20 protein-coding genes are annotated in these 19,115 nt (G+C 67.3%); 7 read left to right on the top strand and 13 right to left on the bottom strand.

Going from position 1 to position 19,115, the window contains the following annotated elements; genetic code table 11:
- Position 1 precedes the first annotated feature (1 nt).
- The 3 genes from ASC81_RS11860 to ASC81_RS11850 are packed head-to-tail and all read right to left on the bottom strand — an operon-like array spanning position 2 to position 2,732.
- Positions 2-1,453, bottom strand: coding sequence for a hypothetical protein (locus ASC81_RS11860; protein WP_056266981.1), 1,452 nt, complete (start codon positions 1,451-1,453; stop codon positions 2-4).
- A complete protein-coding gene (locus ASC81_RS11855) occupies positions 1,453-2,340 on the bottom strand; it encodes an ABC transporter ATP-binding protein (RefSeq protein ID WP_082536451.1) in 888 nt (295 codons plus the stop codon). Before ASC81_RS11855 ends, ASC81_RS11860 begins: the two co-directional genes overlap by 1 nt.
- Positions 2,337-2,732: a GntR family transcriptional regulator gene (locus ASC81_RS11850; protein WP_056266978.1), complete on the bottom strand. Its 396-nt coding sequence runs from the start codon at positions 2,730-2,732 to the stop codon at positions 2,337-2,339. Before ASC81_RS11850 ends, ASC81_RS11855 begins: the two co-directional genes overlap by 4 nt.
- Positions 2,733-2,986: 254 nt before the next feature.
- Here ASC81_RS11850 and ASC81_RS11845 point away from each other — a divergent pair, with 254 nt between their 5' ends.
- The 4 genes from ASC81_RS11845 (at position 2,987) to ASC81_RS11830 (ending at position 5,144) form a co-directional block, all read left to right on the top strand.
- A complete protein-coding gene (locus ASC81_RS11845; RefSeq protein ID WP_056266976.1) occupies positions 2,987-3,853 on the top strand; it encodes an alpha/beta fold hydrolase in 867 nt (288 codons plus the stop codon).
- A 45-nt stretch (positions 3,854-3,898) separates the two neighbouring features.
- Positions 3,899-4,312, top strand: coding sequence for a copper chaperone PCu(A)C (locus ASC81_RS11840; protein ID WP_056267533.1), 414 nt, complete (start codon positions 3,899-3,901; stop codon positions 4,310-4,312).
- Between the two features lie 12 nt (positions 4,313-4,324).
- The gene (locus tag ASC81_RS11835; protein ID WP_056266973.1) at positions 4,325-4,708 is read left to right on the top strand and encodes a DUF1801 domain-containing protein; all 384 of its coding nucleotides are present in this window, start codon (positions 4,325-4,327) and stop codon (positions 4,706-4,708) included.
- 85 nt (positions 4,709-4,793) lie between these two features.
- A complete protein-coding gene (locus ASC81_RS11830) occupies positions 4,794-5,144 on the top strand; it encodes a hypothetical protein (protein ID WP_056266970.1) in 351 nt (116 codons plus the stop codon).
- Position 5,145: 1 nt separating this feature from the next.
- On the opposite strand, the gene ASC81_RS11825 is transcribed toward ASC81_RS11830, so the two are convergent.
- The 10 genes from ASC81_RS11825 to ASC81_RS11780 form a co-directional block, all read right to left on the bottom strand.
- Positions 5,146-6,048 (bottom strand): alpha/beta fold hydrolase, encoded by a 903-nt coding sequence (locus tag ASC81_RS11825; RefSeq protein ID WP_056266967.1) that lies wholly within the window; start codon positions 6,046-6,048, stop codon positions 5,146-5,148.
- 85 nt (positions 6,049-6,133) lie between these two features.
- Entirely contained in the window at positions 6,134-6,742 is a 609-nt protein-coding gene (locus tag ASC81_RS11820; protein WP_056266964.1) for an ATP-dependent Clp protease proteolytic subunit, read from the bottom strand.
- Between the two features lie 23 nt (positions 6,743-6,765).
- Positions 6,766-7,215 (bottom strand): GFA family protein, encoded by a 450-nt coding sequence (locus ASC81_RS11815; protein WP_082536450.1) that lies wholly within the window; start codon positions 7,213-7,215, stop codon positions 6,766-6,768.
- 6 nt (positions 7,216-7,221) lie between these two features.
- Positions 7,222-7,989 carry a DUF4184 family protein gene (locus ASC81_RS11810; RefSeq protein ID WP_056266958.1) on the bottom strand — a complete coding sequence of 256 codons (768 nt, stop codon included), beginning with the start codon at positions 7,987-7,989 and terminating at the stop codon, positions 7,222-7,224.
- A gap of 9 nt (positions 7,990-7,998) precedes the next feature.
- Positions 7,999-8,622, bottom strand: a complete 624-nt coding sequence (locus tag ASC81_RS11805) for a LysE family translocator (protein WP_056266957.1) — start codon at positions 8,620-8,622, stop codon at positions 7,999-8,001.
- 7 nt (positions 8,623-8,629) lie between these two features.
- On the bottom strand, positions 8,630-9,466 hold the full coding sequence (locus ASC81_RS11800) for a triacylglycerol lipase (protein ID WP_082536449.1): 837 nt from the start codon (positions 9,464-9,466) through the stop codon (positions 8,630-8,632).
- A 32-nt stretch (positions 9,467-9,498) separates the two neighbouring features.
- Positions 9,499-11,118 carry a wax ester/triacylglycerol synthase family O-acyltransferase gene (locus ASC81_RS11795; RefSeq protein ID WP_056266954.1) on the bottom strand — a complete coding sequence of 540 codons (1,620 nt, stop codon included), beginning with the start codon at positions 11,116-11,118 and terminating at the stop codon, positions 9,499-9,501.
- A 90-nt stretch (positions 11,119-11,208) separates the two neighbouring features.
- A complete protein-coding gene (locus ASC81_RS11790) occupies positions 11,209-11,547 on the bottom strand; it encodes a PspC domain-containing protein (RefSeq protein WP_056266952.1) in 339 nt (112 codons plus the stop codon).
- Positions 11,548-11,651: 104 nt separating this feature from the next.
- Positions 11,652-13,448, bottom strand: coding sequence for an ABC transporter substrate-binding protein (locus ASC81_RS11785; RefSeq protein WP_056266948.1), 1,797 nt, complete (start codon positions 13,446-13,448; stop codon positions 11,652-11,654).
- A 9-nt stretch (positions 13,449-13,457) separates the two neighbouring features.
- Positions 13,458-15,254, bottom strand: a complete 1,797-nt coding sequence (locus ASC81_RS11780; RefSeq protein ID WP_056266946.1) for an ABC transporter substrate-binding protein — start codon at positions 15,252-15,254, stop codon at positions 13,458-13,460.
- Positions 15,255-15,396: 142 nt separating this feature from the next.
- On the opposite strand from ASC81_RS11780, the gene ASC81_RS11775 reads away from it, so the two are divergent.
- From ASC81_RS11775 to ASC81_RS11765, 3 genes are read left to right on the top strand one after another with little or no spacing between them, the layout of a single operon-like run.
- A complete protein-coding gene (locus ASC81_RS11775; protein ID WP_056266943.1) occupies positions 15,397-16,335 on the top strand; it encodes an ABC transporter permease in 939 nt (312 codons plus the stop codon).
- On the top strand, positions 16,332-17,357 hold the full coding sequence (locus ASC81_RS11770) for an ABC transporter permease (RefSeq protein WP_056266940.1): 1,026 nt from the start codon (positions 16,332-16,334) through the stop codon (positions 17,355-17,357). The genes ASC81_RS11775 and ASC81_RS11770 overlap by 4 nt, the downstream gene beginning before the upstream one ends.
- Positions 17,354-19,045 (top strand): ABC transporter ATP-binding protein, encoded by a 1,692-nt coding sequence (locus tag ASC81_RS11765; protein ID WP_056266938.1) that lies wholly within the window; start codon positions 17,354-17,356, stop codon positions 19,043-19,045. Before ASC81_RS11770 ends, ASC81_RS11765 begins: the two co-directional genes overlap by 4 nt.
- The last annotated feature ends 70 nt before the right edge of the window (positions 19,046-19,115 follow it).

Genomic DNA, 19,115 nt, shown 5'->3' with positions numbered 1-19,115 from the left:
GTCACGCCAGCCACCCCACCGGCAAGGCCGACGGCGCCTTGCCGAGGGCCTGCCAGCGCCAGGCCAGCAGCGCGGCCGACACGGCCAGCACGCCCGCCGCGATGGCCGGCAACGGCACGCCCAGCGCCCAGTTGACGGCATAGAGCGCCACCGCCAGCAGGAAGAACCCGAGAACCGGCAGCACGGCGGTCAACTGAGACGGTGCGCGCATCGTCGCGAAGCGGCGGGTCAGGCTCAGGATGGCCAGGGGCAGCGCGCCCAGCGGCAGGCAGAGCAGCAGGGCGTGCTGGGTGCCGGTGTCCACGGCCAGCAGGATCGCGGTCGTCAGCAGCCACGCGACCCCGAAGTCGCGCAACTGCCGGGCGGCCACCGCACGGTTCAGTGCCGCACCTTGCGGCATGCCGGGCAGCAGCCGCAGCAAGGCCTGCTCGCGCCGGCTTCGCCACAGCGCGCCGGGCAGGCCGAAGGCGGGATTCAGGCCGACGCTGGCCAGGCCGATGCACATGCCGAAGCTGCCATGCTCGATGGCCTTGGCAATGCGCGGGCCAGCCCAGACAAACGCCGCGCCGAAGCAAAGCAGCGCAATGCTCAGGATGGTGACCAGCAGCATCAACGTTGGCAGCCAATGCAGGGGGCCGTGCAGCACGACTTCGGCCCGCGCCATGATGCTGCTGCGGCCGGTGTTGGCACGGGTCAGCAGATGGGTCAGCCAGCCCGACGTGACGTGCTGGAAGGGCCGCAACAGCCGCTCGAAAGGCCCGGCCCAGGCGCTGGCAGGCATCGGCTGGCCGGCCATCTGCAGACGCATGGCCTGGCGCATCACGCTCTGGCGCGCGTAGCGAACCTGGTGGCGGCTGCCCCCCGCGCCGAAAGCAAGCGTCACGAGCCAGGCCTGCACCAGCAGGCTCACGGCCAGCAGCGCCAGGGGCTGACCCTGCCACAAGCTGGCAAGCCAGGTCCACAGCGGCTTGAAGTGCGCGGCCCAGTCGCTGATCAGCGGCGACATCACGATGGCCATCGTGCAAATCCGCCAAACCCGTGTGGCCCAGAGCAGGCAAACGGCGATGCTGGCGTTGGCCAGCAGCAGCAATGGCCATTCGCCCATGGGCCACAGCGCCGCCCGCGCCAGCAGCGTCGTGGCCAGCGCGCACAGCGCCCAGCCCAGCAACGCAGCGTGTCTAAGCCTGCGCAAGTGACCGGGCACGTGGTGGGCGGCATGTGGGTGGTTCTGCTCCTGCAGATGGGCGCCGACGGCCATCCAGATGCCGTAGAGGATCACCACGGCGATGCCGAGCGCCACGCGCCAGCTGATCTCGGAGGGCATGAAAACCAAGCAGGCCGCGATGCAGGCCAGCATCAGCACGTACAGCGCCCGGCGGCCCCACGGTGCGCTGCGGTCGCGCTGGCGCCAGGGCGCCAGCAGCACTTGCGAATACTGGGCGGCGGCGGTCATCAGGTCAGCTCCGCGAACAAGTCGTCGAGATTCACCCGGTCGGCCGCCACGTCAACCGGCACGGTGGTGGCTGCCGGCAAGCGCGCCAGCACCCGCTCACGGCCGGCTTCCAGCGGTGTGCGCTTGAGCGCTTGGGCGCCCAGGCGGCTCATCAGGGTTGCCATCTCGGTGACCGTGCCGGTGAAGGCGCGCACCTGCTCCAGCAGTTCGTCCAGCGGCGCCTGCAGTGCAATGCGGCCGCCGCTCATGAAGGCCAGGTTGAAGGCGACGCGCTCCAGGTCGGACAGGATGTGGGTGGAGAACACGACGGTGGCGCCGCGGTCCAGCACCTCGCCCACCAGTTCGCGCAGGAAGTCGCGCCGACCGGCCGGGTCGAGGCTGGCGACGGGCTCGTCCAGCACCAGCAGGTCCGGCTCGTGGGCCAGCGCACGGATGATGGACAGGCGCTGCTTCTGGCCGCCGCTGAGGTTGCGGATGGGTTTGTCGCGCGCAATGTCCCAGCGCGACAACAGGCCCTCGACCTTGGCCTCGTTCCAGCGCGGGTAGAAGCTGCGGAAGTACGCCAGCAGCTGGGCCGGCGTGAAGCCCTCGAACAGCTCGCTCTGCTGAGGCACATAGCCGATGCGGGCGCGCGTGGCGTCGTTCAGCTGCAGCACGTCCTGGCCGAACATCTTCACAGTGCCCGCCTGCGGTTCGCGCAGACCCAGCAGGGCTTCCAGCAACGTGGTCTTGCCGGCGCCGTTGCGGCCCAACAGGCCGACCACCTGGCCCGGCAGCAGCTGCCAGTCCAGGCCGTTGAGCACCAACGGGCCCTTGGGGTAGGACAGGCTGACGCCTTTGAGCTCGGCGCTCGGGGATTCCGTATGGGGAAAGTGCGGCGTGGTCATGGGGCCTTCTCGTCGAGGATGGTCTTGAACAAATTCAGTGCCTGCGCCTTGGAGAGCTCCAGCTGGCGCGCTTCCGCGGCCGCCTTCTCCAGCGTGGGGCGCAGCAGCTCCGCGCGGTCGGCGGTCGGCTGCGCACGCTGGTGCTGGGCGGCCACCACCATCGACAGGCCGCGGCGGCGCTCCAGCACGCCGTCGCTTTCCAGCAGCGAATAGGCCTTGGAGATGGTCATGGGGTGAACCGCCAGGGCCTGCGCCAGCTCGCGCACCGACGGGATCTCGTCGCCCGCCTTCAGCTGCCCGGCCGCCACACGGCGCTTCACCTGCTCGATGAGCTGGCGGTAGATGGGCTCGGGCGAGCCGGTGTTGATGTGGACGAAGTGGGTGGGATCCATGCGGTACTGCCAATGTGTATTAGTACGATAGTACACATAGACAGTGCATGTCAACTCGCCACGCGCCTGTAGGGGTGTTCCTACGCTGCCTTGCGGCGTCAATGCAATGTCCGGCCGTCGAGGTCCTGTCTAAATTTGAACCGTCGAGAGCCAGAACAGCTGCCTGACGGCAACCAGGACGGCCTACCGACCAAAGACCCGATGCCCTCGCATTGGGTCTTTTCTTTGGGCCCGGGCCCGGCAGGAGATCGCTCATGGACACGCGCATACGGCATCGCCGCGTCAAGGTCGGCACCGTCGATACCTTCTATCGCGAAGCAGGACCGGCCAATGCCCCGGTTGTGCTGCTGCCGCACGGCTATCCCTGCTCGTCCTATGAATTCCGAAACCTGATGCCGTGCCTGGCCGACCAGTGGCGGCTGATCGCGCCGGACTACCCGGGCGCCGGCTACAGCGACACGCCGGACGCGTTCGACTACAGCTTCGATGGCTATGCCGGGTTCCTCGACGATTTCGTGCGAACCCTGGGCTTGGAGCGGTTCGTTCTCTATCTGCACGACTTTGGCTCGCCCATCGGCGCGCGGCTGGCCATCACGGCGCCTGAACGCGTCGTGGCGCTGATCATCCAGAACGGCGACATCCCCTACGAAGACGCGCTCGGGCCGAAGTACGCGGACATCGAAAAGACCTGGACGCTGCGAGCCGCCGAAATGCGCGCCCAGCTGGCCAAAGCCATCGGCGAGGAGACCTTCAGGGAAGAGTTCCTGAACGCGCTCGGGCCTGAGTTGCAGGACCGCATTCCGCCGGACCTGTGGAAGCTGCATTGGTCACTGATGACGCCGAAGCGACGCGAGATCGCCATCGACCTGATCGCGGGCCTCAAGGAGAACCGCGCCTGGTTCCCCCAGCACCGCAACTACCTGCGTCAACAGCAGCCGCCCACGCTGATCGTGTGGGGTCCCCATGACCACTACATGCCGGAGAAGTCGGCCCGGGCCTATCTGCGCGACCTGCCCGACGCCGAACTGCACCTGCTTGACGGCGGCCATTGGTTGCTGGAAACCCACCTCGACGAGGTGGTGCCGCTGATGCGCCGGTTTCTTGAGCGTGTCGCAAGGTGATCGGGACTGCGCACAATGCAGGTGTTGAAGTTCTACTTGCCTGCCATGCGCCATTTGCTGTTCGCCTCTTGCCTGCTCGCCTCCTTCGCCGCACAGGCTCAGCTCAAGGTCGATGATCCCTGGGTGCGCGCCACCGTCGCGCCGCAGAAGGCCACGGGCGCCTTCATGCAGCTGACCTCGGCCAAGCCGGTCAAGGTCGTCGCGGCCAGCTCGCCGGTCGCGGCCATGGTCGAGATCCACGAGATGAAGATGGACGACGGCGTCATGAAGATGCGCGCCGTCGACGCGCTGCCCTTGCCCGCAGGCCAAGCGGTCGCTTTGAAGCCGGGCAGCTATCACGTCATGCTGATGGGTCTCAAGAGTCCCATCAAGGCCGGCGATACCGTGCCGCTGACGCTGACCGTCGAAGGCGAGGACAAGCAGCGCACGGCTGTGGAGATCAAGGCGCTGGCACGCTGATCTGGCGCGCGTATGTATCGCGTCATGGCGGCCGACCCGGACGGTTACGTCGCTGCGCTGGACGGCTGGCGACAGGCCCAGGTTGCGGCTTTGCGGGCCGTCGTTCGGCAGGCGCAACCGGGTCTGGAAGAAAAGCTGAAGTGGGGCCACCTGGTCTATTTCGGCAACGGCCCGGTGCTGCTGATCCGTGCCGAGGAAAGCCGCGTGTTGTTCGGCTTCTGGCGCGGCAAGCGGCTGCTGGACATCGAGCCGCGCATGCGCGGCGGCGGCAAGTTCGAGCTGCGCACGCTGGCGCTGCGCGAAGACACGCCGTTCGGGCGCGAGACCGCCATGGCGCTGGTGAAGGCCGCCGCGGCGTTGGACGCCAGGCTGGGCGATCCGACAAGGCGCAGCTGACGGACCTTTGACGCAGCGGCGCGGAAAACCCCTCAAGTTCTCTGCCTGCCTGCCGAAAGCACGGAACGAACCCCCGACATTCGCCATGGTCAGCCCGGTCAAACCTGCGAGCAGCCCTGTCCCCGCGCCCAACGTGGGCGCCGGCGCCGCGCCCGCGCGCCGGCTGGAGAGCAGCCAGGACGAGGCCGCCGTCGTCACCGTGTCGGCCGCCGGTGCTCGCGCGGCGGCGGCGTCGCAGGATGCGGCCAAGGTCAAGATGGGTGTCGTCAGCGTCAGCGCCGACATCAACCAGGACGGTACGGTCTCTACGCAGGAGCAGCAGACCGAAGCGGCACAGCAGGCCCTGCGCAAGACGCTGCTGGGCGGCGGCGGCAACCTCGAAGAGGCGATGGAGGCCTATCGGTCGATCGCGTCGCTGGCCGACGCCCAGCGCTGACTCAGGACCGGGCCTGGCTGGCGATGGCGCGCAGCTCGGCAGCCAGCCGGGGCCACAGCGCCTCGGGCAGATCGTGGCCCCAGCCCGCCACGATCTCGAGCCGAGAACTTGGGATGCGCTTGGCCAGGTCATGTGCGGCGGCCACCGGGATCAGCGCGTCATCCTTGCCATGGATGACGAGAGTCGGCGCCGTGATGCGCGACAGGCGCTCGGCGCGGTGCTCATCGGCCGCGATGGCAACGAGCTGGCGGGCGACAGCCTGGGGCCTGAAGGCACGCTTGACGCCGCGCGCCAGGCGCTCCCGCAGAACCTGCGGCTCCGGCGGATAGCCAGGGCTGCCGATGACGCCGTAAAGGCTCACGTAATGGTCGAGGATGTTCTCGAACTTCTGCTCGGCCGTCGCGCCCGGCCGCGGCCGCGACATCAGCGCGCGGCGCACGCGCCAGCTTTCCTTGGGCAGGCTGCGGTGGCCGCTCGTCGTCATCATCAACGTGAGGCTCTTGACGCGCTGGCCATGGGCAAAGCCGAGATGCTGGGCAATCATGCCGCCCATGGACGCACCACAGACATGGGCCTGGGCGATGCCCAAGGCATCCAGCACGCCGACGGCGTCGCGCGCGAGGTCGCCCAGCTGGTAGGGCGCCTTCACCGGCAGGTGAAAGGTGTGCAGCAGCGCGGCCAGCGGGATGTTGGGCACGCCGAGCTTGTCGAAGGGCTGGCTCAGGCCGACATCGCGGTTGTCGAAGCGGATCACCCGAAAGCCCTGGGCCACCAGCTCATCAACGAGGCCGTCCGGCCACGCGATCAGCTGCATGCCCAGGCCCATGATCATCAGCAGCGGCTCGCCCGATTCGGGGCCGTGGATGTCGACCTCGATGCGGACGCCGTTTGCCGAGACCTGCATCGCTCAGCGCCCGCCGGGCCGCCCCAAGGGCGCTGACGCCTCCTTGGGAAGCAGGGGGCGGAGCGAGCGTGAGGGCCTCACTTCTTCAGCCCAGATCGACCTGGCGCTCGATGACGCGGGACACCAGGCCGTAAGCGATGGCCTGCTCGGTGCTCATCCAGAAATCGCGCTCGATGTCGATGCGCACGCGCTCCAGCGGCTGGCCGGTCTCGCGCGCGATGGTGGCGGCGAGGCGATCACGGGCCCGGAGGATTTCCTTGGCCTGGATGGCGATGTCGCTCGCCTGGCCGCCAGCGCCGCCGGCGGGCTGGTGGATCATGAAGCGCGTGTTGGGCAGCGCGAAGCGGCGCTCCTTGGGAACCGACAGGTAGATGTGCGTGCCGGCGCTGGCCACCCAGCCGGTGCCGACCATGTTCACCGGCGCGCGCACGAAGCGGATCATGTCGTGGATGGCGTCGCCGCTCTCCACATGGCCGCCGGGCGAGGAGATCAGCAGCGTGATCGGCGCATCGGAATCCTGCGAGAGCGCGAGCAGGCGGCGGCAGGTGGCGTGCGCCATCTTGTCGTCGATCTCGCCAAAGATCATGACGAAGCGGCCCTTGAAGAGCAGCTGCTCTTCCATCTTCTCGGGGGCGTCCTTCTTGGCGGACTTGTCTTTGTCGTCGGCGGCGAGGGTATGGTGTTGCATGGTCATCAGGTCCGGTTGAAGGCGATACCTTACCGCGAGTCGCGTGCAGGCGTGGGCTGTGTGCCGGAGTTCCCGCCGAACCGGGGCAGTTCATCGCACAGGTGGTGCCATATGGCCTTGTGATCGACGAAGTAATGGGCGGTGGGCGCCAGCGGGAAGTCGCCGTCCAGCGCGCCGGCCGGCACGCCCAGCGTCCTGGGCAGCCGGGCGTCCGTCGTGAAGACATGCGACCCGCAGACGCGACAGAAATGCCGTGTGACGTTCTCGGTGACCTTGAAGACGCTCAGCGGCTCCTGTCCGGTGAGGACGACGGCCGTTTTCGGGAAGCTCACCCAGGTGGTGAAGGCAGCGCCGCTGAGGCGGCGGCACTGACCGCAGTGGCAGTGCACGACGCTGTTGGGCGGTGCCTCGACTTGCAGTCTGACGGCCGCGCAGTAGCAGCGGATCGTGGTACTGGATGGGAGGGGACTGGATTGCATCGAGGATCAGCCGTCGCCCAGCCGTCGCCACCACGCGATGCTGCCAAGGAGGTACAGCGCCGCAAAGCAGGTGGTGCTCCAGACGGTGGTGCGCACGACGAAAAGCGAAGGGGAACCCGGCGACATTGCATCCAACGCGACGGCTGCAAGCAGGCCAACCGTGATCGAGCACGCAAGGCCGGCGAGGAGCAGCCGAATCCGCCGGGTGTCCAGCTCGGGCAATGAAGCCGATGACGCCGTCGCACGAATCGCACGGCGATAAGTAACTGTCATGGCGGCCAGGCCCATCACGGTGCTGAGGTGTTGAAGCACGTTGAAGACGTAAATCTGCCGGTTTCCCGCGTCGAAGACGTGCAGGCTGAGGAATGGAAGCAGGGACACACCCCAGTGGCCGCCGTGCGTGAACGAGTCCCAAAGCACATGGCTTGTCGCACCGAGCGCGATGGATTGGGCCGCAATCAGAACCTTGACCGCGACAAGGCGCGCGGGTGACCCGATATGGCTGCGGATCAGCTGGCGATGCGGAGTGGGCAGCAGAACCGTCAACGGTCGGCGCAGGCGCAGCAGCAATGCGAGCAGCAGCAGCCCTAGCGGCAGGCAGCAGACGGCGATACCCAGGGGCGTATGGCTGAACGAAGCCAGGCTGAGTTGGCCGCCGTAGTAGCCCAGATCAGGCGTCAGCGATCCGATGACCAGGCCCGGCAAAGACAGCCAGCGTGGGCAGAGTCGGCGCAGCGGCAGGATGGCCGCCGGGTGGGCGAAGGTCCACGGCACGGTACGGCTTCAGCGAGCCCGCTCCAACGCCACCTTGATGCCCAGCCCGACCAGGGCTGCGCCGGCGAACTGCTGGAAGCGCTGGAAGACGCGGGGCTTGCGCAACAGCCATTGCCGCGCCCGGCCGCCGAGCAGCGCCGTGCACAGGTTGACGGCCGTGCCGGAGGCGATGGACACCAGGCCTAGGATGAGCGCCTGAAGCCCGGGATGGCCGAGGGCCGGGTCGATGAACTGCGGCAGGATGGCCAGGAAGAAGATCGCCACCTTGGGGTTGAACAGATTCGACAGCGCGCCCTGCGCGAACGGCGAGGACCAGCGGCTGGCGCGGGGTTCTATGCCCGCGGCCACCGGGTGGCGCAGCATCTGCCAGCCTATCCAGACGAGGTAGGCGGCGCCGACGATCTTGACCGCCACGAAGGCACTGGGCACGGCCGCCAGGAAGGCGGTGAGGCCGAGCGTTGCGGCCGCAACATGCACCAGCGCCGCGCAGGCGATGCCCAGGCAGACCTTGGCGCCGGCCGCGGCACCGCGGGCGACCGCGTTGGTCAGGATGCACACCACGTCAGGCCCCGGGATGAGCGCGAAGCTCATGTTGAGCAGCGTGAAAGCCAGCAGCGTCGACGGCTCGATCATCGGCCGCTCACTCCGCTTGCGCCGGCGTCCGGTAGAACCACCGCCGCGCTCCCTTGGGCTCAAAGGGCTGCCATTCGCCCTCCGGCTGGGCCAGCCGGTCCGCCAGCGCATACAGCGCAATCGGGTTCACGCCCAGGCCGATGTGGCTGGCCTGCACCTCGATGTTCTCGGCCAGCGGCGAAGGCTCGTTGACGCTGCAGCGCCAGGCGACCACGCCGTCGCTCTTGGAGTAAATGGACGTCGTCGGCACCGGCGGCGCCTGGCGGATCTGGGCCATCAATTCGGGGTCGTTGGAGGCATGGCCGCTGACCATCTCGAAGAAGCGCCAGGCGTTGGTTGCGCGCGGGTGGCCAGTGAACGGCGTGCCCAGCGTGACGACGCAGCGCGTCAGCTCGGGGCATTCCTTGGCCAGTTCGCGGGCATAGATGCCGCCCAGGCTCCAGCCGATCAGGCTGACCTTGCGGTGGTGCCGCCGGTGCAGGGCCTGCAGGTCGTGCTTGATCTGCTCCAGCACGCCGGCCCGCGGTCCGAAGTTGAAGCCCTGGCCCCAGGGTTGGGTCGCATAGCCCAGCGAGTCGAGCATCGCGCGCAAAGGCGCCGTGGTGAAGTCATGCGCGCCGAGGCCGGGGAAGACGAGCACCGGATGGCCGTCGCCGTGCGGCAGTTTCTTCAGCCACGGCATGGTGGCCAGGAGCGCCGCGTACTCCCAGGGCGCGCGGCCCTCCAGCATCAGCAGCCAGGCGTTGGGAGCGCGCAGGTCGGACCAGTCGGGGTGGGTGTGGGTGGGGGTCTGTTGCCAGCGCCCGAAACGAGATGACGGGCGTGGCGAGCGGGAAGCGGGCATGCGGATACGGGAATCGGGCGAGCCCGGCGATGTTAGCCAGCTGTCGCCTTTTTCCGGGGCATGCTTGCCCGGGGCTTGGTTGTCGCCTTGGCGACGGGCTTGGTTGCGGCCTTCCTCGCTGGCGCCCTCTTCTTGACCACCGGCGCTGGCACAGGCTCCACGACCTCCGCCACCGGCAGCGCCTGGAACTCCATGAACGCCGCCTCCACATAAGCCGACAACTCAGCGGTTTCCGGCAGCGCCTTGCCGCAGGCCATCAGGCCGATGTCCAGCGACTGGTTGTAGGTCTGCACCGTCACGTTCAAGGCCAGGCCGTGCACGGCAATCGACGTGGGGTAGTTGGTCAGCATCTGCGCGCCGGCCAGGTACAGCGGCAGCTGTGGCCCGGGCACGTTGGAGATGACGACGTTGGCGACGACCGGCAGCTTCTCGGCGACCTTGGCGCGGCCGTAGAGCATGGCGCCGGCCTGCATCAGCCAGGGGATGCCCAAGGACGGGAAGTCGGTCGGCATCAGGCTCTTGAGCTGGCTCATCTGCGCCTTCATCGCCTTGCTGGACGCCATCACGTGGGCCAGACGCTCGCTGGGGTCGCTGAGGTGGGTGCCCAGGCTCATGAAGGTCATCGTGGCCTGGTTGTTGGACGCGGTGTCGCCGGCGGCGCGTGTGGACACCGGCACGGCGGCGATGAGGCTCTTGCGCGGCAGCGGGCCGTGCTTGGCGAAGTAGCGCCGCAGCGCGCCGCCGATGACGAAGAGCACGGCGTCGTTGACGCTGGCGTGGTGGCGCTTGCGCGTGCGGTTCAGCTCGGCCAGCGACAGCGTGACGCCGGCGAAGGAACGTGTGTCGGACAGGCTGACGTTGAGGCGGGTGCGGGGCGCCGGCCCGAGCGTGGAGACCGCCGTCTTGCCGCGCACGACAGCCGTGGTCTGTGCAGCGACGCCTGCAAGCAGCGTGCGAAGTTTGTCGACCGAGGCGCCGGCTGCCGCGCCGCCCACATAGCCTGCCGCCATGTTGCCAAGGATGCTGGCCGCGTTGGGCAGCGAGCGGGCCAGCTTGACGGTCTGCTGCCATTGCTGGGAGACGGCCGCGCGCAGCATGCCGACGGTGCCGAGCTGGCCGCGCTTCTTGCCGCGGGCGGCCACGGCCTCGATGGTGCGCGGCTCGGGGCTCAGGTCGAGGATGACCTGGGCCAGCGCGACGGCGGCCTGGCCGTCGACCGCGGCGTGGTGCAACTGCGTGTAGAGGGCGACACGCGGCTGGCCGTCAGGCGCCGGCTCCAGGCCGGTGAAGACGTGGAACTTCCACAGCGGGCGACTGCGGTCCAGCAGCACGGTGTGCAGCGCGCCCACCTGAGCTTCCAGTTCGGCCATACCGCTGTGTGCGGGCAGGGGGATCTCGACGATGTGTTCTTCGAGATCGGGGTCGGCGTCCACCCACCCAGGGTTGGACAGGCCCAGCGGCATTGAGATGAGGCGTCGACGCAGGGCCGGCAGCAGCGGCATGCGCGCGCGCATGTGCTCGCGCAGGTCCTCGACATAGTCGCCGTCGTAGCCGGCGGGCAGCTCCAGCAAATGCAGGGCGCCGACATGCATCGGCATCTGCGGCGTTTCCAGGTAGAGGAAGCTGGCGTCGAGGCCGGCGAGCTGTTTCATCGGGCTGTCTCCTGGGCTCTTTGTTGGCCCAGCATACCCGTGCCTGCCGCTCCGGCAAGCGCGCAGGCGCCCCGTTCGGGGCGCCTGCGATCACTCCTCCGGAACGAAGATCCAGAGCAGGATGTAGACCAGGATGCCGCTGCCAAAGGCGAGGAAGAGCACCGTGAAGATCAGGCGCCAGATCCATGAATCCAGGTTGGTCGCGCGGGCGATGCCGCCGCAGACGCCGCCGATCCAGCGGTCCACGCGGGCGCGTCGCAGGCCGTTGACGGCACTGACGCCCGGGGCCGGCGCGGCGCCGCTGGTGTAGGAGCCGGTGTGCGGCTGGCCGCTCAGCACGCGGGCCTTGGCCTTGGCGAACTCCTCGTCGTTCAGCACGCCGCGGGCATGCAATTCGGCCAGCTTGTTGAGTTCTTCTGCGTCGTTCATCCGGGACTCCTTTCGGTGTTGATGGAGCGAAGCCTAGCGGCAGGGCGCGTGCCCGCCACCGCCATGCGACAGGCCGTCGATTCCGTGGGACGCGCCCGGCGATTTCAACGGACGGGCCGCTTGCTCTCGTCGATGTCGACGAACTGCCAGAAGTCCTGCCAGAACAGCGGGCGGCGGTAGCCGCTCATCCAGGGTTGCTCGATGTCGATCAGCATGCGATGGGCGTGCACCTTGTAGGCCACATAGGCCACGGCGATGCGCTTGGCTTCCTTGAACAGCGCGTCGCGCTCCGGCCCGTCGGGCAGCGCCTGCATGCGGTCGTAGATGGCGTCGAAGCGCGCGTCCTTGAAGCGCGGCAGGTTCTGCGTGCCGCTGGCCGGGCCGTAGTAGCGCTGCAGCGAACCCTGGCCATCAGGCTGGGCGGCCGTGGAGCCCACCGGCCACATCTGGTACTTGCCGGACTGCGCGGCCTTGAGGTTCTCGGGCCATTGCTGGATCTTGACCTGCAGCTTGATCCCGACCGCACGCAGGGACTTCTCCCACAGCTCGTCGATGGCGCGGCTCAGGGAGTTGGGCTCGGTGTTGCGCGTCAGCACGAGGGGTTGGCCGTCGGGCAGGTCGCGCCAGCCGTCGCCGTCCTTGTCGACATAGCCATACATGTCGAGCAGCGCCTTGGCGCGGGCCGGGTCGTGGTCGCTCATCTCGCTCTTGAACTCGGCGTCGTAGCCGGTCGTGCCCGGCACGACGGGTGCCTGGCCGGGGATCGCGAAGCCGCGCCGCGCGAGACGGATTTCCTTTTTCACGTCATAGGCCAGCGATAGGGCGCGGCGCAGCGCGACCTTGTCGGGCGTGTAGCCGCCGATGACCGGATCCTCCATGTTGAAGCAGGTCAGCGTCATGTCGGGCGCGAGCGTGAACACCGCCTGCATGCCACGCTTGGCGAGGTTGGGCGCGATCTTGCCGCCGGGTGCGGCCTGGGTCAGGAAGTCCTCGGGCACGCGCTCCATGAAGTCGTGCTCGTTGTTCAGGAAGGCCAGCCAGCGCGGCTGGTTCTCGACAATGATGTCGACGACGACGCGGTCGATCATCGGGATGCGGCGCCCCTTGAGCTTGGCGAGGATGTCCAAGGCTTCCTTGTCGTCGGCGGCGGGCTGGGCGTCGTAGACGCGCTCGCGGTAGGCCGGGTTGCGCTCGAACACCATCTGTGAGCTGCGCCGCCATTCCTTCAGCATGTAAGGCCCCGTGCCGACCGGGTGCTCCATGATCTTGTCGCCATAGAACTCGACGACCTCGCGCGCCATCGCGCCGTAGAGGTCGTTGCCAGCCAGGATGGACTCGACCAGGCGCGGCCGCGGCGCCTTGGTCCTGAGCTGCATCGTGTAGCGGTCCAGCGCGCGCACGCCTTCCACCTCGGTGTCGTAGGGGAAAGGCTTCTTGGCCTTGATGACCTGGCTGCGCAATTCGCCCAGGCCGACGAGGCCGGCATCCTCGTAGCTGATCCAGCCCTGGCTGTTGGTGGCCGGGTCGGCATAGCGCTTGATGCTGTAGACGAAGTCGTGCGCCGTGACCTCGCGCTTCTTGCCCTTGAAAGCCGGGTCGTCGGCGAAATAGATGCCGGGCTGCACCTTGATGGTGAAGGTCTTGAAGTCGGCGCTGATCTCCGGCTCGCCAGCCGCAATCAGCGGCACGATGCGCGTCGGCCGGGCCAGCGGGTCGTAGGTGTAGAGGCTCTCGAAGATGTGGCCCGTGATGGTGCGCGAATAGATGTCCGACAGCCGCACCGGGTCGAAGCCGGTCTCGGCGATGCGGAAGGCATAACGCAGCGTCTTGACGGGCTCGGCGGCACCCGCCGGCAGGACCAGTGCGGCGCAGGCGGCGAGAGTGGCGAGCAGGCGTTTCATCACAGGGCTCTACTTGGATTTCGGCAGTGCGGCGGTGTCGATGTCGACGTACTTCCAATAGTCGCGCACAAAGATGTTGCGGCTGTAGCCGCGTACCCACGGGTGGGCCATGTCCGTCCAGATGCGGTGCACGTGGAACTTGTAGGGCGCGTAGGCGACGAGCAGGCGTTGTGCGTCCAGCATCAGCGCGGCGCGCTCGGGGCCGTCGGGCAGGGTCTTCTGCTTCTCGTACAGCGCCTCGAAGGCCGGCAGGTCGAAGCGCGGCTTGTTGGCCTTGCCCTTGGCCTTGCCGGAGCCCAGCGCCAGGAAGGTGTCGCCGTCGGGCGTGGTGCCGACCCAGCCGACGCCCCACATCTGCAGCTTGCCCGCGTTGGCGGCCTTGAGCTGCTCGGGGAACTTGCCGATCTTGAAGGTCATGTTGACGCCCAGCGCGTCCATGTTCTTCTTCCATTGCTCGGCCAGTTGGCGGCGCTCGCCGTCGGCCAGCGTGGAGTACTCGATGAGCAGCGGCTTGCCGTCGGGCAGCTCCCGATAGCCGTCGCCGTCGACGTCCTTGTAGCCGTACATGTCCAGCAACGCCTTGGCCTTGGGCAGGTTGTATTCGCTGTTCTCGGACTTGAAGTTGGCGTCGTAGCCGAAGGCGACCGTGGGCACGGGGCTCTGGCTCTTCAGTGCCTGCCCGCGCCGCACGAGTCGGATTTCCTTGTCCAGGTCGACGGCGAGATTGATCGCGCGGCGCAGCGCGACCTTCTCGGGCGTGTAGCCGCCGATGACCGGGTCTTCCATGTTGTAGTAGCTCAGCGAGATGTCGGAGCGCGGATAGCGCGTCATCGTGATGCCGCGCTTGGCGAGGTTGGGCGCCAGCTTGTTGCCCGGCATGGCGATGCTGGAGAAGTCGATGGGCACCTCCTCGATCATTTCGGCCTCGCCATTCAGGAAGGACAGCCAGCGCGGCTGGGCCTCCTCGATGATGTCGATGACGACGCGGTCCAACATCGGCAGCTTCCTCCCCTGCAGCGCCGCCACCTCGGCCTTGAGCTGCTCGCTGGCATCGGGCGGCGCCACCTCGGCATAGCGCACGTCGCGGAAGTTCGGGTTCTTCTCGAGCACGATGCGCGAGCTGCGCCGCCACTCCCCCAGACGCCAGGCATTGGTGCCGACCGGGTGTTCCATGATCTTGTCGCCATAGAACTCGACCACCTCGCGCGCCACGGCACCCAGGAAGCCGGCGTCGCTGAACTGGTAGACAAAGCGCGGGTCGGCCACGCCGAGCTTGATCTGGAAGGTGTAGCGGTCCAGCGCCTTCAGTCCTTCAACCGGGCGGTCGTAGTCGAAAGGCTTCTTGGCCTTCATCAACTCGGTGCGCAGCTCCGACAGGCCGGCGATCTTGACGTTCTCCAGCAGATAGAGGTTGCCGCTCTTCCATTGCGGGTCGTAGTGGCGCTTGACGCTGTAGACGTAGTCCTCGGCGGTCAGTTCGCGCTTCTTGCCCTTGAAGGCCGGGTCGTCGGCGAAATAGATGCCGGGCTTGACCCGCATCGTGATGGTCTTGAAGTCGGCACTGATCTCGGGCATCTCGACCAGCGTGTTCGGCCGCAGCTTGAACGGGCGGGCGCCGAAGTCGTACTCCAGCGGCGCGTCGAAGATGGCGGCGGCGATGTTCTTGGAGTAGAGGTCAGTGATCTGGGCCGGGTCGAAGCCGGTCTCGGCCACCTTGAAGGACTGGCGCAGTACTTTCTCCTGGGCATCCGCCCCATGGAGGGTGCAGGCCAGCAGCAGGCCGGTCAGCAGGGCAGGTAACTTCATCACAGCTCGTTGTCAGGCTCTTGAAAAGCGCGGAGTCTAGTGAAACCGTCAACTCGAAACCGAAGTCGGCTCGCATAGACTCCGGCCCGTTCCCACCTGTAACCCCGCGGCGCTGCGGGGTTTGTAGTTTCTAGGAGCCCCGATGGCGGCCTATCTGATCCGACGCCTGTGGCAAATGATCCCGACGCTGCTCGGTGTCGTGCTGCTGGTGTTCTTCCTCTTCAAGTACTTCGGCAGCGACCCGGCCATCATCCTCGGCGGCCTCAACGCCAGCCCGGAGCAGATCGAGTCCATCCGCGAGCAGCTCGGCCTGAACAAGCCGGTCTGGGAGCAGCTGTGGATCTTCATCCAGCAGATCGTCACCTTCGACTGGGGCAAGAGCTGGGCGACCAACGAATCGGTGGCCAACCTGTTCGCCACCCGCCTGCCCGCCACGCTGACGGTGACGGTGCCCATCCTCATCCTCGAAGTGCTGCTGGCCATCCCCTTCGCACTCGCCGTGGCCACCGTGCGCGGCAGCCTGACGGACCGTGCGGTGATGGTCACCACGACCGTGGCGGTGTCCATCTCGCTGCTGGTCTACGTCATCCTGGCGCAGTACATCTTTGCCTTCCGCCTGGGCTGGTTCCCGGTGCAGGGCTGGACAAGCAGCCACTGGACCAACCTGACGACCTATGCGCCGCTGCCCATCCTGGTGGCCGTGGCGGTGGCGATGGCGCCACAGATCCGCCTGTACCGCAGCTTCTTCCTTGACGAGATCGGCCACGACTATGTGCGCACCGCGCGCGCCAAGGGCATGACCGAGGGCACCGTGCTGCTCAAGCACGTGCTGCGCAACGCGATGATTCCCATCCTCACCAATGTGTCGGTGCTGCTGCCCGGCGTGCTGGTGGGCAGCTTCCTGATCGAGGTGTTCTTCTCCATTCCCGGCCTCGGCCGTGAGCTGCTGCTCGCCGTCAACCGCGGCGACTACCCCGTCATCCAGGCCTTCGCCATCTACCTGGCCGCGCTGACGATGACCGTCAATCTTGTCGTCGACCTGCTCTACAAGCTGGTCGATCCTCGGGTGGTCCTGAAATGAGCGCCGTGTCCAATTCCTCCGGCGGCGTCTGGGCCGCCTCCTGGCGGCGCCTGAAGACCGACCGCGTCGGCGTCGTGTCCATGGGTATCGTCGCTGCCTTCCTCGTCCTCGTGCTGCTGGCCGCCACCAACCTGGTCGCGGCCAACTGGCAGCAGGAAGTCGGCGTGCCCAATGCGCCGCCGACGCTGGTCGGCCCGCAGCCTGCCGAGGACACCGGCACCATCGCCGCGCCCAAGGGTCCCAATGTCGACCTCAGCGACATCGACCCATTGGCGCCGCGCTACGCCGAATGGGCCGAGCGCGCCAAGGCCTTCAAGACCGAGGAGGCCACCAAGGCCGAGACGCTGCCGCTGGGCGGCGATCGCCTCGGTCGCGACGTGCTGACCAAGGTCATCAAGGGGGCCGAGGTGTCCATCGTCGTCGGTCTGCTCGCCGCCGTCGTGGCGACGCTGATCGGCACGCTGCTCGGCGCCATCTCCGGCTTCTTCGGCGGCAAGGTCGGCGACTTCCTGGAGTGGGTCTACAACGTCTTCACGGCCATCCCCAGCATCCTGCTGATCTTTGCTTTCGCCGCCATCTTCCACCGCGGTGTCGCGTCGGTCGTCTTCATCCTGGCGCTGACCGGCTGGACCGGCATCTACCGCCTGATTCGAGCGGAGTTCATGAAGCACCGCGTGCGCGAGTACGTGCGCTCTGCCGAGGCGATCGGCGCGTCGCAGGCATCGCGCATGTTCAAGCACATCCTGCCGAATGTGTCGCACGTCGCGCTGGTGCAGCTGTCCCTGCACGTCGTCAGCTTCATCAAGAGCGAGGTCATCCTGAGCTACCTGGGCCTGGGCGTCGGCGTGGACCAGGTCAGCTGGGGCACGATGCTGGCCGAGGCGCAGAACGAGTTGATCCTCGGCCACTGGTGGCAGCTGGCCACCGTCGCGGCCTTCATGGCCGTGTTCGTCACCGCGTTCGCGCTGTTCACGGATGCGCTGCGCGACGCCCTCGATCCCAAGCTGAGGGGCCTGGAATGAGCAATCTACTGAGCATCCAAGACCTCAAGGTCGCCTTCCGCATGGGCAAGGTCGACGGCGTCATGCAGCGCCAGCTGGCCGTCAAGGGCGTCAGCTTCGACGTGCCGGAGAACAGCACCGTCGCGCTGGTCGGCGAGTCCGGCTCGGGCAAGAGCGTCACGGCCATGTCCATCCTGAACCTGCTGCCGAGCAACGCCGAGCGAGAAGGGCGCATCCTCTTTCAGGGCCGCGACCTGCTGCAGGCCTCCTTGAGCGACCTGCAGGCCATCCGCGGCAGGGACATCGCCTGCGTCTTCCAGGACCCGATGAGTTCGCTGAACCCGGTCTTCGACGTGGCGACGCAGATCTGTGAGCCGCTGATCAAGCACATGGGCATGAGCCGCCGCCAGGCGCTGGTGCGCGCCGAGGAGCTGCTGCACGAGGTCGGCATTCCCGAGCCCAAGCGGCGCCTGAAGGCCTATCCGCACGAGATGTCGGGCGGCCAGCAGCAGCGCGTGATGATCGCCGTCGCGCTGGCCTGTTCGCCCAAGCTCTTGATCGCCGACGAGCCGACCACCGCGCTGGACGTGACCATCCAGCGCCAGGTCATGGAGCTGATGGCGCGGCTCAAGGAATCGCACAAGATGAGCCTGCTGTTCATCTCCCACGACCTCGGCGTTGTTGGCGAGATTTCGGACCAGGTCGTCGTCATGCGCCATGGCCAGGTACGTGAGAACGCACCTGTTGCGCAGATCTTCAACGCCCCGCAGGACGCCTACACCAAAGCCCTGCTGGCCTGCCGGCCATCGCTGTCCGAGAACCCGGCGCGACTGATGGTCATCGACGACCACATTGCCGGCCGCGGCGCCGGCAACAGCGCCGTCGTCAAAGACGACAGCGCGCCCGTCATCATGGAAGTGACGGGCCTGCAGAAGAGTTTCTGGCTCAAGGAAGGCCTGTTCGGCAAGCGCGAGTTCAAGGCCGTCAAGGGCGTCAACTTCAAGCTGCGCAAGGGTCACACGCTCGGCGTCGTCGGCGAGTCGGGTTCCGGCAAGACGACGATGGGCCTGACGCTGCTGCGCCTGCACGAGCCCACCGGCGGCCAAGTGTTGTTCGATGGCAAGGACCTGCTGAAAATGAGCGGCCCGGATTGGCAGAAGATGCGCCGCCGCATCCAGGTGGTGTTCCAGAACCCGTATGCCTCGCTGAACCCGCGCTTCACCATCGGCCAGACGCTGCGCGAGCCGATGGAGATTCACGGCATCGGCGCCAACACGGCCGAGCGCGAGGCGCGCGCCGTCGCGTTGCTGAACAAGGTCGGCCTGGACGAGTCGGCGATGGGCAAGTACCCGCACGAGTTCTCTGGCGGCCAGCGCCAGCGCATCGCCATCGCCCGCTGCCTGACGCTTCAGCCCGAGGTGCTGGTGCTGGACGAAGCGGTGTCGGCGCTGGACGTGTCGGTGCAGGCGCAGGTGCTGAACCTGCTGAAAGATCTGCAGGACGAATTCGGCCTGAGCTACATCTTCATCAGCCACGACCTGGCGGTGGTCAAGTTCATCTCGGACGAGGTGCTCGTGATGCAGAACGGTGATGTCGTCGAGCAGGCCCTCACGCGTGAGCTGATCGCGGCGCCGCGTGAGGAATACACGCGCCGCCTGCTTGGCGCGGTGCCGCGCGGTTACCAGGGCCCAGCCCCGGCGGCTGCGTAGGCGGTAAGGCCCGGGATTGGCGTGCAATTTCAACGGTCTTGCGCGTGGCCGCCGCGACAGGTCCGCTGAA

The sequence above is a fragment of the Pelomonas sp. Root405 genome (assembly GCF_001425165.1).
Lineage (GTDB): Bacteria > Pseudomonadota > Gammaproteobacteria > Burkholderiales > Burkholderiaceae_C > Pelomonas.
The sequence above is the reverse complement of the archived record's forward strand: the minus strand, read 5'-3'. Positions and strand labels throughout refer to the sequence as shown.

Excerpts from the sequence above, each read along its gene's own strand:
- ASC81_RS11860 (WP_056266981.1), bottom strand. The coding sequence starts at position 1,453 with ATGACCGCCGCCGCCCAGTATTCGCAAGTGCTGCTGGCGCCCTGGCGC.
- ASC81_RS11855 (WP_082536451.1), bottom strand. The coding sequence starts at position 2,340 with ATGACCACGCCGCACTTTCCCCATACGGAATCCCCGAGCGCCGAGCTC.
- ASC81_RS11850 (WP_056266978.1), bottom strand. The coding sequence starts at position 2,732 with ATGGATCCCACCCACTTCGTCCACATCAACACCGGCTCGCCCGAGCCC.
- ASC81_RS11845 (WP_056266976.1), top strand. The coding sequence starts at position 2,987 with ATGGACACGCGCATACGGCATCGCCGCGTCAAGGTCGGCACCGTCGAT.
- ASC81_RS11840 (WP_056267533.1), top strand. The coding sequence starts at position 3,899 with ATGCGCCATTTGCTGTTCGCCTCTTGCCTGCTCGCCTCCTTCGCCGCA.
- ASC81_RS11835 (WP_056266973.1), top strand. The coding sequence starts at position 4,325 with ATGTATCGCGTCATGGCGGCCGACCCGGACGGTTACGTCGCTGCGCTG.
- ASC81_RS11830 (WP_056266970.1), top strand. The coding sequence starts at position 4,794 with ATGGTCAGCCCGGTCAAACCTGCGAGCAGCCCTGTCCCCGCGCCCAAC.
- ASC81_RS11825 (WP_056266967.1), bottom strand. The coding sequence starts at position 6,048 with ATGCAGGTCTCGGCAAACGGCGTCCGCATCGAGGTCGACATCCACGGC.
- ASC81_RS11820 (WP_056266964.1), bottom strand. The coding sequence starts at position 6,742 with ATGACCATGCAACACCATACCCTCGCCGCCGACGACAAAGACAAGTCC.
- ASC81_RS11815 (WP_082536450.1), bottom strand. The coding sequence starts at position 7,215 with ATGCAATCCAGTCCCCTCCCATCCAGTACCACGATCCGCTGCTACTGC.
- ASC81_RS11805 (WP_056266957.1), bottom strand. The coding sequence starts at position 8,622 with ATGATCGAGCCGTCGACGCTGCTGGCTTTCACGCTGCTCAACATGAGC.
- ASC81_RS11800 (WP_082536449.1), bottom strand. The coding sequence starts at position 9,466 with ATGCCCGCTTCCCGCTCGCCACGCCCGTCATCTCGTTTCGGGCGCTGG.
- ASC81_RS11795 (WP_056266954.1), bottom strand. The coding sequence starts at position 11,118 with ATGAAACAGCTCGCCGGCCTCGACGCCAGCTTCCTCTACCTGGAAACG.
- ASC81_RS11790 (WP_056266952.1), bottom strand. The coding sequence starts at position 11,547 with ATGAACGACGCAGAAGAACTCAACAAGCTGGCCGAATTGCATGCCCGC.
- ASC81_RS11785 (WP_056266948.1), bottom strand. The coding sequence starts at position 13,448 with ATGAAACGCCTGCTCGCCACTCTCGCCGCCTGCGCCGCACTGGTCCTG.
- ASC81_RS11780 (WP_056266946.1), bottom strand. The coding sequence starts at position 15,254 with ATGAAGTTACCTGCCCTGCTGACCGGCCTGCTGCTGGCCTGCACCCTC.
- ASC81_RS11775 (WP_056266943.1), top strand. The coding sequence starts at position 15,397 with ATGGCGGCCTATCTGATCCGACGCCTGTGGCAAATGATCCCGACGCTG.
- ASC81_RS11770 (WP_056266940.1), top strand. The coding sequence starts at position 16,332 with ATGAGCGCCGTGTCCAATTCCTCCGGCGGCGTCTGGGCCGCCTCCTGG.
- ASC81_RS11765 (WP_056266938.1), top strand. The coding sequence starts at position 17,354 with ATGAGCAATCTACTGAGCATCCAAGACCTCAAGGTCGCCTTCCGCATG.